This is a genomic window from Arenibacter troitsensis, assembly GCF_900177645.1.
Taxonomy (GTDB): domain Bacteria; phylum Bacteroidota; class Bacteroidia; order Flavobacteriales; family Flavobacteriaceae; genus Arenibacter; species Arenibacter troitsensis.
The window spans coordinates 19,274-34,303 of the sequence record NZ_FXAO01000005.1 but is presented as its reverse complement, the minus strand read 5'-3'; the positions used below and the strand labels follow the sequence as shown (position 1 = coordinate 34,303).

General features: G+C 39.4%; 7 protein-coding genes and 1 pseudogene. 7 read left to right on the top strand and 1 reads right to left on the bottom strand.

Features of this window, described 5'->3' with window-relative positions; translation table 11 throughout:
- Positions 1-20: 20 nt before the first annotated feature.
- The 6 genes from rplA to B9Y87_RS11980 all read left to right on the top strand — a co-directional run bounded on the left by rplA (position 21) and on the right by B9Y87_RS11980 (position 10,412).
- Positions 21-710: a 50S ribosomal protein L1 gene (rplA, locus tag B9Y87_RS12005; RefSeq protein WP_085499269.1), complete on the top strand. Its 690-nt coding sequence runs from the start codon at positions 21-23 to the stop codon at positions 708-710.
- Between the two features lie 22 nt (positions 711-732).
- A complete protein-coding gene (gene rplJ, locus B9Y87_RS12000; RefSeq protein ID WP_072863292.1) occupies positions 733-1,248 on the top strand; it encodes a 50S ribosomal protein L10 in 516 nt (171 codons plus the stop codon).
- A gap of 53 nt (positions 1,249-1,301) precedes the next feature.
- A complete protein-coding gene (gene rplL / locus B9Y87_RS11995) occupies positions 1,302-1,682 on the top strand; it encodes a 50S ribosomal protein L7/L12 (RefSeq protein ID WP_085499268.1) in 381 nt (126 codons plus the stop codon).
- 136 nt (positions 1,683-1,818) lie between these two features.
- Positions 1,819-5,628: a DNA-directed RNA polymerase subunit beta gene (rpoB, locus tag B9Y87_RS11990; protein WP_085499267.1), complete on the top strand. Its 3,810-nt coding sequence runs from the start codon at positions 1,819-1,821 to the stop codon at positions 5,626-5,628.
- A gap of 62 nt (positions 5,629-5,690) precedes the next feature.
- Entirely contained in the window at positions 5,691-9,989 is a 4,299-nt protein-coding gene (gene rpoC, locus B9Y87_RS11985) for a DNA-directed RNA polymerase subunit beta' (protein WP_085499266.1), read from the top strand.
- A gap of 111 nt (positions 9,990-10,100) precedes the next feature.
- A complete protein-coding gene (locus B9Y87_RS11980; protein ID WP_072863284.1) occupies positions 10,101-10,412 on the top strand; it encodes a DUF3467 domain-containing protein in 312 nt (103 codons plus the stop codon).
- Positions 10,413-10,473: 61 nt separating this feature from the next.
- On the opposite strand, the gene B9Y87_RS11975 is transcribed toward B9Y87_RS11980, so the two are convergent.
- Positions 10,474-12,063 (bottom strand): peptide chain release factor 3, encoded by a 1,590-nt coding sequence (locus B9Y87_RS11975; protein ID WP_085499265.1) that lies wholly within the window; start codon positions 12,061-12,063, stop codon positions 10,474-10,476.
- 614 nt (positions 12,064-12,677) lie between these two features.
- On the opposite strand from B9Y87_RS11975, the pseudogene B9Y87_RS21925 reads away from it, so the two are divergent.
- Positions 12,678-15,030: pseudogene (locus tag B9Y87_RS21925) on the top strand (hypothetical protein); the annotation flags it as partial.

Genomic DNA, 15,030 nt, shown 5'->3' with positions numbered 1-15,030 from the left:
AATCTTAAAAGCAATTTAGAATGGCAAAATTAACAAAGAAGCAAAAGGAAGCCCACAGCAAAATAGATAAGAATAAACTCTATTCTGTTCAAGAGGCATCTGCTTTAGTAAAAGAAATAACCAATACAAAATTCGATGCATCTGTTGAATTGGCTGTACGTTTGGGCGTTGATCCAAGAAAAGCCAATCAAATGGTTCGTGGTGTTGTTACACTTCCCCATGGTACCGGTAAAGATGTTAAGGTTTTGGCTTTGGTAACACCGGACAAAGAGGCAGAGGCTAAAGAAGCTGGTGCTGATTTTGTAGGATTGGACGAGTATTTGGATAAAATTAAAAACGGTTGGACCGATGTTGATGTCATCATCACAATGCCAAGTGTTATGGGTAAGCTAGGTCCTTTAGGTAGGGTCTTGGGACCAAGAGGTCTTATGCCGAACCCAAAGACAGGTACGGTTACTATGGATGTTGCCAAGGCGGTAGCCGAGGTAAAAGCCGGTAAGATCGATTTTAAAGTGGATAAGACAGGAATTGTGCATGCTGCAATCGGGAAAGTATCTTTCTCAGCAGATAAAATTGCGGACAATGCCAACGAATTGTTGGATACATTGGTAAAATTAAAGCCAACTGCAGCCAAAGGAGTATATGTAAAAACTATATATATGTCCAGTACCATGAGTCCTAGTGTTGCATTGGATCCAAAAGCAGTTTAACTGGTAGTTAAAAATTTTTATTATGACAAGAGAAGAGAAATTAAATGTTATACAAGATTTAACTGCGCAGTTAGGGGATAGCTCCACTATATATTTAGCCGATATTTCCGGATTAAATGCTGAAACTACTTCAGCATTAAGAAGGGCTTGTTACAAGGCTGATATAAAACTTGCTGTAGTTAAAAACACCTTGCTTGCAAAAGCAATGGAGGCTTCGGATAAGGATTTCGGTGAACTTCCATCAGTATTGAAGGGGAATACCTCTTTAATGTTTTCGGAAACCGGAAATGCACCTGCAAAGCTGATCAAGACTTTTAGAAAAAAGTCTAACAAGCCTTTGTTGAAGGGAGCATATATTGCCGAAGCAATTTATGTTGGTGATGATCAATTGGATGCTTTGGAAAGCATTAAGTCTAAAGAGGAAATGGTTGGAGAAATTATCGGATTGTTACAATCCCCAGCCAAAAATGTTATTTCCGGACTTAAATCTGGCGGTGGTAAACTTGCTGGAATCCTTAAGACATTATCAGAAAGATAATACGTACGCACTAAAAACAATTATATTTTAAAATTTTATTAAACGATAGAAAAATGGCAGATTTAAAAGATTTCGCAGAACAATTGGTTAACCTTACAGTAAAGGAAGTAAATGAGTTGGCTAATATATTAAAAGAAGAGTATGGTATAGAGCCTGCAGCTGCTGCAGTTGCTGTTGCTGCTGGTGGCGGTGCTGCCGATGGTGGCGAGGCTGCTGAGGAAAAATCAGAATTCGATGTTATATTGAAAGCAGCTGGTGCTTCTAAATTGGCAGTAGTTAAATTGGTTAAGGAATTAACTGGTTTAGGATTGAAAGATGCTAAGGACATCGTTGATAGCGCACCAAAAGCCGTTAAGGAAGGTGTTTCTAAAGACGAAGCTGAAGGAATTAAAAAATCTTTGGAAGAAGCAGGAGCGGAAGTTGAGCTTAAATAATAGCAACAACAACCATTAATATTTTGGTTTAGGTCTTTCCGCTTTTTGTGGCTAGACCTAAGCCTTTTTATACATACCGTGTATAGAGGCATACACTACCCAATTATAGTATTCACGATCAAAATTTTGTCCATAGATGTTCACAAATCAGACTGAAAGAATAAGTTTCGCATCCGCTAAGAACACGCCGAATTATCCGGATTTCTTGGACATTCAGATTAAATCATTTCAAGATTTTTTTCAACTTGAAACTAAATCTGACGAAAGGGGCAATGAAGGCTTGTACAATACCTTCATGGAAAACTTTCCAATTACAGACACAAGGAACCAGTTCGTATTAGAATTTTTAGATTATTTCATTGATCCACCGAGATATTCCATTCAAGAATGTATAGAGCGTGGACTAACTTATAGTGTTCCATTAAAAGCAAGATTAAAATTATATTGTACAGATCCCGAACATGAGGATTTCGAGACTATTGTACAAGATGTGTACTTAGGGACTATTCCTTACATGACGCCTAGTGGTACCTTTGTTATCAATGGCGCAGAACGTGTTGTGGTTTCCCAGTTACACCGTTCTCCTGGAGTTTTCTTTGGTCAATCTTTCCATGCTAACGGAACTAAATTGTATTCTGCCAGGGTTATTCCGTTTAAAGGTTCCTGGATAGAATTTGCAACAGATATCAATGGTGTTATGTACGCCTATATTGATAGAAAGAAAAAATTACCGGTTACTACCCTGTTCAGAGCCATTGGTTTTGAAAGGGATAAGGATATTTTGGAGATATTCGACCTTTCTGAAGAGGTTAAAGTTTCCAATGCCGGATTAAAGAAAGTATTGGGTCGTAAATTGGCGGCTAGAGTATTGAATACATGGCATGAGGATTTTGTGGATGAGGATACTGGTGAAGTGGTATCTATTGAGAGAAATGAGATTATTCTGGACCGTGATACTATTTTAGAAAAAGATCACATAAATGAGATATTGGAAGCTGATGTGAAGACTATTCTTTTGCATAAAGAGAATAATGCACAAAGCGATTATGCCATTATCCATAACACCCTTCAAAAGGATCCAACAAACTCTGAAAAAGAAGCGGTTGAACATATTTATCGTCAATTGCGTAATGCTGAACCGCCAGATGAGGAAACAGCACGTGGTATCATAGATAAATTGTTCTTCTCCGATCAACGTTATAACCTAGGTGAGGTTGGACGTTATAGAATGAACAAAAAATTGGGATTGGATATTGGAATGGACAAGCAGGTCTTGACCAAGGAAGATATCATTACCATTATAAAATATTTGATCGAGTTGATCAACTCCAAAGCTGAGATCGATGATATTGACCACCTTTCCAACCGTAGGGTAAGGACTGTTGGTGAGCAATTATCACAGCAGTTTGGTGTTGGTCTGGCACGTATGGCCAGAACAATTCGCGAGCGTATGAACGTACGTGATAATGAGGTGTTTACCCCAATAGATTTGATCAACGCCAAGACCTTGTCTTCTGTGATCAACTCTTTCTTTGGTACCAACCAGTTATCACAGTTTATGGATCAAACCAATCCATTGGCCGAAATTACGCACAAGAGAAGATTATCGGCATTAGGACCAGGTGGACTTTCTAGGGAACGAGCAGGGTTTGAGGTACGTGACGTTCACTATACGCACTACGGTAGACTTTGTCCTATTGAAACTCCTGAAGGACCAAACATTGGATTGATTTCCTCACTTTCGGTATTTGCCAAGGTGAACCCAATGGGCTTCTTGGAAACACCATATCGTAAGGTTGATAACGGTACAGTAAACATTAATGACTTTACTTACCTAAGTGCAGAAGAAGAGGAAGGAATGAAAATTGCCCAGGCAAACATTCCTATGGATGAAAAAGGAACCATTACTGCGGAGAAGGTAATTGCAAGGGAAGAAGGGGATTTCCCAGTAGTAGATCCTGCTGAAATCCAATATACCGATGTTGCGCCAAACCAGATAGCGTCTATTTCGGCATCTTTAATTCCATTTTTGGAGCATGATGATGCCAACAGGGCCTTGATGGGATCTAACATGATGCGTCAGGCAGTTCCATTATTGAAGCCGGAGTCGCCTATCGTAGGTACAGGTTTGGAACGTCAAGTAGCGTCAGATTCAAGGGTATTGATCAATGCAGAAGGAGATGGGGTTATAGAATATGTTGATTCCCAAAAAATCACTATAAAGTACGACCGTACCGAAGAGCAAAGATTGGTAAGTTTCGAAGAGGATTCCAAAACTTATGAATTGGTCAAGTTTAGAAAAACCAACCAAGGAACAAGTATTAACCTTAAACCAATTGTTAAAAAGGGTTACAAGGTTAAAAAAGGACAGGTCCTTTGTGAAGGTTATGCAACGGAAAGTGGAGAATTGGCCTTGGGTAGAAACTTGGTAGTGGCATTTATGCCATGGAAAGGTTACAACTTTGAGGATGCTATCGTAATTTCTGAAAAAGTGGTTCGTGAGGATATCTTTACCTCTATCCACGTGGATGAATACGCTTTGGAAGTAAGGGATACCAAATTGGGAGCTGAAGAGTTGACCAATGATATTCCTAACGTTTCTGAAGAAGCAACCAAGGATTTGGATGAATACGGAATGATCCGTATTGGAGCGGAAGTTAAGCCTGGGGATATTTTGATCGGTAAGATCACTCCTAAAGGTGAGTCCGATCCTACTCCGGAAGAAAAATTATTACGCGCCATTTTTGGTGATAAGGCCGGTGATGTAAAAGATGCTTCCTTAAAGGCATCCCCATCTCTTAGAGGGGTTGTTATAGACAAAAAATTGTTCTCAAGATCTGTTAAGGATAAGCGTAAGCGTTCCGAGGACAAAGAAGAACTTTCCAAATTGGAGTTGGAATACGAAGTAAAGTTCCAACAGTTGAAAGATGTATTGGTTGAAAAACTATTTACATTGGTCAACGGCAAAACTTCTCAAGGGGTATTGAACGACCTTGGGGAAGAAGTGTTGCCAAAAGGGAAGAAATATACCATGAAAATGTTGAATGCCGTTGATGATTTTGCCCATTTGGTTGGTGGAAGTTGGACTACGGATAAGGAAAGCAATACCTTGGTAACCGATCTTTTACATAACTATAAGATTAAATTGAACGATCTTCAGGGTAACCTTAGAAGGGATAAGTTCACTATTTCTGTAGGAGATGAATTGCCTGCTGGTATTATGAAATTGGCCAAAGTTTATATTGCTAAAAAACGTAAACTAAAGGTTGGTGATAAAATGGCGGGTCGTCACGGAAACAAAGGTATTGTTTCCAGGATTGTACGTCATGAGGACATGCCGTTCCTTGAGGATGGGACACCTGTGGATATTGTATTGAATCCATTAGGGGTACCTTCACGTATGAACATTGGACAGATTTATGAAACTGTATTAGGATGGGCCGGATTAAAATTAGGGAAGAAATATGCGACCCCGATTTTTGATGGTGCAACATTGGATGAAATCAATGCCTATACCGATGAAGCTGGAATTCCAAGATTTGGACATACCTATCTTTATGATGGTGGAACAGGACAGCGTTTTGATCAGCCAGCGACCGTTGGGGTTATCTATATGTTGAAATTAGGACATATGGTAGACGATAAGATGCATGCCCGTTCAATAGGACCATATTCACTTATTACGCAGCAGCCATTGGGTGGTAAAGCACAATTTGGTGGACAGCGTTTTGGAGAGATGGAAGTTTGGGCACTGGAAGCTTATGGAGCCTCTGCTACTCTACGTGAAATATTGACCGTGAAGTCGGATGATGTTATAGGTAGGGCTAAAACGTATGAGTCTATCGTGAAGGGAGAGACCATGCCAGAACCTGGTTTGCCAGAATCTTTCAACGTATTAATGCACGAACTTAAGGGATTAGGTTTGGATATTAGATTGGAAGAATAATAAGGATTGGTTTTGAACACTATTCCTAATAACAAGAATTAAATTAGTATCAGAATATAGTTATGGCTAGACTAAAAGATAATAATACCATTAAAAGGTTCGATAAAATTTCAATCGGTTTGGCATCTCCAGAAGCTATTTTGGCAGAGTCAAGAGGTGAAGTTTTAAAACCTGAAACTATTAACTATAGAACGCACAAGCCTGAGCGGGACGGTCTATTCTGTGAGCGTATTTTTGGTCCTGTAAAGGATTATGAATGTGCTTGTGGTAAATATAAGAGAATCCGTTACCGTGGTATTGTTTGTGATCGTTGTGGGGTAGAGGTAACAGAGAAAAAGGTACGAAGAGATAGGGTAGGGCACATTAATTTGGTAGTTCCTGTTGCCCATATCTGGTATTTCCGTTCCCTGCCCAATAAAATTGGTTACCTATTAGGTTTGCCTTCCAAGAAATTGGATATGATCATTTACTACGAGCGTTATGTAGTAATTCAGCCAGGTATTGCCAAAGGACCCGACGGTGAGGAAATCCAAAAAATGGACTTCTTGAGCGAAGAGGAGTATTTGAATATATTGGATTCCATTCCACAGGAGAATCAGTACTTGGAAGATACTGACCCAAATAAGTTTATCGCTAAAATGGGAGCGGAATGTCTTATTGACCTTTTGGCAAGAATAGACTTGAGCCAATTGTCTTATGAATTGAGACATAAGGCCAATACGGAAACTTCCAAACAACGTAAAACCGAGGCCTTGAAAAGACTTCAGGTAGTTGAAGCTTTAAGGGAATCCCAAGAAAATAGGGAGAACAGACCGGATTGGATGATCATGAAGGTAATTCCTGTTATTCCGCCAGAATTGCGTCCATTAGTACCATTGGATGGTGGTCGTTTTGCAACTTCGGATTTGAACGATCTTTACAGAAGGGTTATTATAAGAAATAACCGTCTTAAGAGATTGGTCGAAATTAAGGCCCCTGAGGTAATTCTTAGAAATGAGAAACGTATGCTTCAAGAGGCAGTGGATTCCTTGTTTGATAACACACGTAAGGCATCTGCAGTTAAAACCGAATCCAATAGGCCACTTAAGTCGCTGTCGGATTCATTGAAAGGTAAGCAAGGTCGTTTCCGTCAAAACCTTTTGGGTAAACGTGTGGATTATTCCGCTCGTTCGGTAATCGTCGTTGGCCCTGAAATGCAGTTGTTTGAATGTGGTCTGCCAAAAGATATGGCCGCTGAATTATACAAACCTTTTGTAATCCGTAAACTGATTGAAAGGGGTATTGTAAAAACGGTGAAATCTGCCAAGAAGATCATTGACAAGAAAGAACCTGTAGTTTGGGATATACTTGAAAATGTTTTGAAAGGACATCCAGTATTGCTAAACCGTGCTCCTACGTTGCACAGATTGGGTATTCAGGCGTTCCAGCCAAAGCTTATTGAAGGTAAGGCTATACGTTTGCACCCATTAGTATGTACTGCATTTAATGCGGATTTTGATGGGGATCAAATGGCAGTTCATTTGCCTTTGGGACCTGAGGCTATTTTGGAGGCGCAACTTCTAATGTTGGCATCACATAATATCCTAAACCCTGCAAATGGTTCGCCAATTACCGTACCATCTCAGGATATGGTCTTGGGTCTTTATTATATGACCAAGGAAAGAAAGTCTACTCCAGAAGTACATGTAAAAGGAGAAGGTCTTACCTTCTATTCCTATGAAGAGGTGGTTATTGCCTTTAATGAAGGAAAATTGGATCTTAACGCCGGTATTAAGGTACGTGCCAAAGATTTTAATGAAGCTGGTGAATTGGTTAATCAGATCATTCCAACAACAGTTGGTAGGGTATTGTTTAACATGGTTGTTCCAGAGCAGGCAGGATACATTAACGAGGTATTGAACAAGAAATCACTAAGGGATATTATTGGTAATATATTAAGTGTTACCGATGTTCCTACTACTGCCGAGTTCTTGGACAAGATCAAAACTATGGGGTATGAATTTGCCTTTAAAGGTGGCTTATCCTTTAGTTTGGGGGATATTATTATTCCACCAGAAAAGCATGAAATGATTGCCGATGCCAATACACAGGTAGATGGTATTATGGCCAACTATAACATGGGTCTTATTACCAATAACGAACGTTACAATCAGGTAATTGATGTTTGGACATCTACCAATGCTATGTTGACAGAATTGGCAATGAAGCGTATTCGTGAGGATCAGCAAGGATTTAACTCTGTGTATATGATGTTGGATTCTGGTGCAAGGGGTTCCAAGGAACAGATTCGCCAGTTGACCGGTATGCGTGGATTAATGGCGAAACCAAAGAAATCTACTGCTGGAGGTGGGGAAATTATTGAAAACCCCATTTTATCCAACTTTAAAGAGGGTCTATCCATTCTTGAATACTTTATATCTACCCACGGTGCACGTAAGGGTCTTGCGGATACGGCGTTGAAAACGGCGGATGCAGGTTATCTAACACGACGTTTGGTGGATGTTTCACAAGATGTAATTATTAATATTGAGGATTGTGAGACTCTTAGAGGGGTTCAGGTTGAGGCTCTTAAGAAAAATGAAGAGATTGTTGAAACATTAGGGGAGCGTATCCTTGGAAGGGTTTCTTTACATGATGTTTACGATCCTATTTCTGAAGAATTGCTTTTAAAGGCAGGTCAGGAAATTATGGAATCGGATGTTAAGAAGATAGAAGCATCCCCAGTTGAAAAAGTAGAGGTGCGTTCTGCATTGACATGTGAGGCCCAGAAGGGTATCTGTGGTAAATGTTATGGTAGAAACCTGTCTACCAATAAAATGGTACAACGAGGTGAGGCTGTTGGTGTAGTAGCTGCACAGTCTATTGGTGAACCAGGAACACAGTTAACATTGCGTACTTTCCACGTGGGAGGTATTGCAGGTAACATCTCTGAAGAAAATAAATTGGAGGCCAGATTTGCCGGTATTGCGGAAATTGAAGATTTAAGGACAGTTTCCAGTCAAGATGGAGAAGGTAAAAAATCTGAAATAGTAATCTCTAGGACATCTGAGATTAAGGTGGTAGATGCAAAATCTGGAATAACGTTAAGTACCAATAACATTCCTTACGGTTCACAGTTATTCATTAAGAATGGTGAAAAAGTCGAGAAAGGTCAAGTTATTTGTTCTTGGGATCCATATAACGGGGTTATTGTGTCAGAATTCCCTGGGCAGATCGCTTATGAAAACATAGAACAAGGTGTAACTTACCAGGTAGAAATTGATGAACAGACTGGATTCCAAGAGAAAGTAATTTCGGAATCCAGAAACAAGAAATTGATTCCTACCCTATTGATCAAGAACAATAAGGATGAAGTGTTGCGTTCTTATAACCTTCCGGTTGGATCGCACATTATGGTTGATGATGGAGACAAGATCAACGAAGGTAAAATATTGGTTAAAATACCGCGTAAATCCGCTAAGGCTGGAGATATTACCGGAGGTCTTCCAAGAGTTACCGAATTGTTTGAAGCTCGTAACCCATCCAACCCTGCGGTTGTTTCCGAAATAGATGGTGTTGTTTCCTTTGGTAAGATAAAGAGAGGTAACCGTGAGATTATCATTGAATCCAAATTGGGTGAGGTTAAGAAATACTTGGTGAAATTGTCCAATCAAATTCTTGTTCAAGAAAATGATTATGTACGTGCCGGGATGCCATTATCCGATGGATCAATCACTCCAGAGGACATTTTGGCAATCAAAGGACCATCAGCTGTACAACAATACTTGGTGAACGAAGTTCAGGAAGTATATCGTTTACAAGGGGTGAAGATCAATGATAAGCACTTTGAGGTGGTAGTTCGTCAAATGATGCGTAAAGTACGTATTGAGGATCCGGGAGATACTATCTTCTTGGAAAATCAATTGGTTCATAAGGATGATTTTATTCAAGAGAACGATGAGATTTTTGGACAGAAAGTGGTAGAAGATGCAGGTGATTCCGAAAATTTAAAACCGGGTCAGATTGTAAGTGCCCGCGAATTAAGGGATGAAAATTCCATTCTTAAACGTAATGATAAGAATTTGGTGACGGCTAGGGATGCTGTGGCAGCAACTGCTACACCGATTCTTCAAGGAATTACACGTGCTTCCTTGCAGACGAAATCATTTATTTCGGCCGCTTCTTTCCAAGAAACGACCAAAGTACTTAACGAAGCTGCCGTAAGCGGCAAGATAGATACTCTGGAAGGATTGAAAGAAAACGTAATCGTTGGTCATAAAATACCAGCAGGTACGGGTATGAGGGATTATGATAATATCATTGTAGGCTCTAAAGAGGAATACGATGAAATCATGGCCCGAAAAGAGGAATTGAAATTCTAAATAATTAGAACCTCGGTGTTATTCACCGAGGTTTTTTTTTGGACAAATAGTAAGAAATGTTATTTGTTCAATACCACTTAGTTAAATAGTAATAGATAATCATTATATATAATGAGTGATAAAGATCAAAACCAAAAACAGATCAATATAGAATTGGATGAGAAAACAGCTGAGGGAATATATTCCAATTTGGCTATAATCAATCATTCTGTTTCGGAGTTTGTAGTGGATTTTATTAGTATGATGCCCGGTGCTCCCAAGGCAAAGGTAAAAAGTAGAATTGTGCTTACCCCGCAGCATGCCAAGAAATTCTTAAAGGCATTAGGCGATAATGTTAGTCGCTTTGAAAAGGCCCATGGTACTATAAAGGATTATGAGCAACCTCCAATTCCATTAAATTTTGGACCAACCGGTGAGGCTTAAAAATCAAAAACCTTCTGTGGCTACTGAAGGTTTTTTTAATTATATGGGAATCCAAGTATTATTAGTCGAATTCTGAAGTAAAATGAAGTTTTACATTGGGGTATTTTTGTTGTGTCATCTGCAATGAAAATTGGGAGTCCGCAAGAAAGACGAGTTGTTTTCTCTTGTCCTTGGCCAAAAATTTCTGTTTTACACGTTTAAATTCCTTAAATTCTTCACTGTTCCTGTCTTTTGGGTCTACCCAGCAAGCTTTATAGACAGGGAAGTTTTCATACGTACATTTGGCACCATATTCATGTTCCAGACGGTATTGGATAACTTCAAATTGTAGGGCACCCACGGTTCCTATAACCTTTCGGTTATTTATTTCCAGGGTGAATAATTGTGCGACACCCTCATCCATCAACTGATCAATTCCCTTGTTAAGCTGTTTGGCTTTCATGGGATCCGCATTATTGATATATCTAAAATGTTCCGGGGAAAAACTGGGTATGCCTTTGTAGTGTAAAATTTCACCTTCCGTTAAAGTGTCCCCAATTTTGAAATTTCCGGTATCATGCAGTCCAACTATATCCCCAGGATAGGAAATATCCACAATTTCTTTTTTTTCGGCAAAAAATGCATTGGGACTTGAGAATTTTAAATTTTTGTTTTGCCGAACATGTAAATAGGGTTTGTTTCTTTCAAAAGTACCAGAAACTATTTTTATAAAAGCAAGTCGGTCCCTGTGCTTGGGATCCATATTGGCGTGTATCTTAAATACAAAGCCCGTTAATTCTTTTTCATTGGCTTGGACCAAGCGTTCTTCGGCCATTTTTGCCCGAGGCGAAGGGGCAATGTCTATAAAACAGTCCAATAGTTCCCTTACTCCAAAATTGTTAAGGGCGGAACCAAAAAATACGGGTTGCTGTGTTCCTTTGAGGTAGCTTTCCGTGTCAAATGGAGGGTATACCCCATTTACCAACTCCAAATTGTCCCTAAGTTCCGTGGCTGCTTTGGTTCCAATGATTTTTTCAAGCTGGGGGTTATTTATATCGTCGAAAGCAATAGTGTCTTCAATATTCTTTTTACTATCCCCACTAAAAAGGTTTATGTTCTTTTCGTAAATATTGTAGATTCCCTTAAAATCATACCCCATGCCAATGGGGAAACTTAAAGGAGTTACGGAAAGGCCCAATTTCTGTTCAACTTCGTCCAATAGATCGAAGGCATCTTTTCCTTCCCTGTCCAATTTGTTGATGAATACGATCATCGGGATGTTGCGCATTCTACATACTTCTACCAATTTTTCAGTTTGCTCCTCTACACCTTTTGCAACGTCAATAACAACAATAACGCTATCAACGGCAGTAAGGGTTCTAAAGGTATCTTCCGCAAAATCCTTGTGACCTGGGGTATCTAGGATATTTATTTTTTTGTCTTTGTAAATAAAGGCAAGAACAGAGGTGGCTACCGAAATACCCCTTTGTTTTTCAATTTCCATAAAGTCGCTTGTAGCCGTCTTCTTTATCTTATTGTTTTTCACGGCTCCCGCCTCTTGAATGGCGCCTCCGAAAAGTAGTAATTTTTCTGTAAGCGTTGTTTTCCCTGCATCGGGATGTGATATTATACCGAAAGTCCTTCTTCTTTCAATTTGTTCCCTAAAACTCATTGATTATTTGATTTCGGCAAAAATAAGTCAAATTAATTTTTTCAACCAGCAAATGCCGGTAAATACGGTAAAGAATTATTTATTGGTGGATATTATGGATTTAAGGTGGTATTTCATTCATACTTGGTTTTAGTTCATTAGATTTTAGGGTGAATAAAAGAGTAGATTTACGGTAGTTTTTTTAGTCTAAGTTTTTTTGTGGCTGACAATTGGCGTTTGGGATTTTCTTTGAAGAACTAGAATTTTAGTAATCATTATTTTAGTTTTAATGTAGACCAACTCGAGTTATTTTAAGAAAAATTAGTTGTTCGGTTTTGCAATTATATGGGTCTTTTAATTACTTTTTAAGTCGAAAAAACCTACGCTACATTGTTGTTTAACCATCTATTTTTAAGTCGTAAATGACATATCCTTGAAGTCGTTTCAAAAAATAATTAACACTTTGTCGAGTAATACGGTTATTGGCAGATTTTATAAAATTTATGGCTGGAAAACCTTATGACTATTGATTTTTTAAATATATCTTGCATGTAAAATTGGAGTTGGCCCCAACTTCTTACTTTTCTATATTACCTATTATGCCATGGTGATGAGTTGTTATAAAACTATCATTTATGGAAAAAATTACTTTGTTTAATTTTAAAGGAAAAGTTAGTGGAGCTTTTGGTTTCACTTTGGCTTTTTTGGCCTTGGTCCTTACTTCTTCCTTTGATAATATTCCCGTTTACCTATCGTATAGCATAGTTAGTGTGGATTCAGATGGGGATGGCGTTCCGGATTCTAACGATGTTGATTCTGATGGGGACGGTATTTTAGATTCTATTGAGGGGACTATCGATACGGATGGTGATGGGATTCCTAATTATTTGGATGTGGATTCTGATAACGATGGGATTTTGGATAATATTGAAGCGCAGGTTTCAAGGGACTATATTTCCCCTTCTAAAGTGGATAGTGATAAGAATGGATTGGATGATGCTTATGAAATCGCACCTGGCAATGGAGGTGGTCTTATTCCCATAGATACGGATGGTGATGGTGTTCCCGATTATTTGGATTTAGACTCGGACAACGATGGTATACTTGATAGTTTGGAATCCAGTGTACTGAGTACTGATTTCGATTGTGAAACAGTACCCAATTTGAATTTCAGCAATACGCCAACCTTGGAATCTGGTGACGCCCTATCTGAAGGAGCAGTCTATAGATTTTCCCTTATTACAGATAATCTGGATGCTCTGGTAACTATCGAGAGTGTGGTGAATGGTAGAATTAGTACCTTGGATCAAAATTCGGTTGATCCTGAGTTTTTTAAACCCGAGATTGAGTTTACAACTACAGATGTAATTAGAAGGCCTTATGTGGATTTACGGATTTCCATGGTGAAAACAGGGACGAATGAATCTGCTGTACTTGATGAACTCATCGCCAATTTTATCGACGTAGATGGTAATAGTCAATATCAGGAATTCAATAGGTTCGATACTCCGGTGAGTTATACGTATGACAACCCTACTGAAGTAGGGGTAAACTATACTTCAGGGGGACTTTTGATCAATGGGGGCATGAAGGAATATGACGGAATATCCAATACCCATCCGTCAGTTAATGTGGCAGTTGAATTTGTGGATATAAGTACTTTTGTCTTCCGATTTGGGATTCAGACCGCTACCAACGATAATTTCACAACCAATGTTCCTAGACAATCTGGAATTCAATTTTCTTGTCTGGATAACTTTGTTGATCCACAAACAATTACTTTTAGCAAGGATATAGATTCTGATGGAGATGGTTACCCTGATAGGGTGGACATTGATTCTGACAATGATGGAATTCCAGATAATGTGGAGGCTCAAACAACCGAGGGATATATTCCGCCAACCGGTTTGGACAGTGACAATGATGGATTGGATAATGCCTATGATGGGCCAGTTAACCAAGGCTTGATTCCAGTGAATACGGATGGTACTGATATGCCGGATTATTTGGACCTGGATACGGACAACGACACGGTTCCGGATAATATAGAGGGGAATGACTTCAATTTTGATGGTACTCCTGATCAAATTTATATAGGAACTGATAGTGACGGGGATGGCTTGGATGATGGTTATGAAGGAGAGGACCTTAATGATGGCTTTGACGTAAATGATGAAATTGATAATCCGGCTAGCGACCTTCCAAATACGGACGGTGTTGATGATGTAAATTATCGTGATATTGATGATGACGGGGATGGGGTAACTACAATAAAGGAAAAAGAGGACAATACTAATCCACTTGATCCCTGCGATTATAATCCAGAGAGTGTGACCTTAACCCAAAATGGGGCCTATTTAACAGCCGATTGTGATGGTGATGGGGTAACTAACGAGGACGAGAATGAAGACGGTACAGATCCGTTTGATCCCTGCGATTTTGTGTTGGCCCATCAAACGGTAACTCCCAACGGTACATGGAACGATACTGACTGCGACGGGGATGGGGTTACCAACGAGGACGAGAAAACCGATGGTACAGATCCTTTGGATCCATGCGATTACCTTCCCGAAAGTGTAACCTTGACCCCTAGTGTAGATTGGGAGGTTCTTGATTGTGACAATGACGGAAACCCAAATGGAACAGATCCCGATCCACTTGTTGCAACTGCGAGGGATGACTCCGGGTCAACCCCTGCCTTGACAGAAGTAGCGATCAATATTTTGGAAAATGATGATTACCTGCCCAATAATCACCCTGACAATTTGGGTATTACGTCTTTATCCATGATTGGTGGCAGCGCCTTAGGAACTGTTCTTTTTGATGAAGAAACTGGTTTCTTGAACTATACTCCTGTAGAGTCCGAATCCAACTCAACTGTTACTGTAATTTATCAAGTATGTAATGTTATTCCCGACCCTAATGTTTGTGCATCGGCCACAGTAACCATTCAGGTAGGCCCTGATATGGACAATGTGATAGATGCCG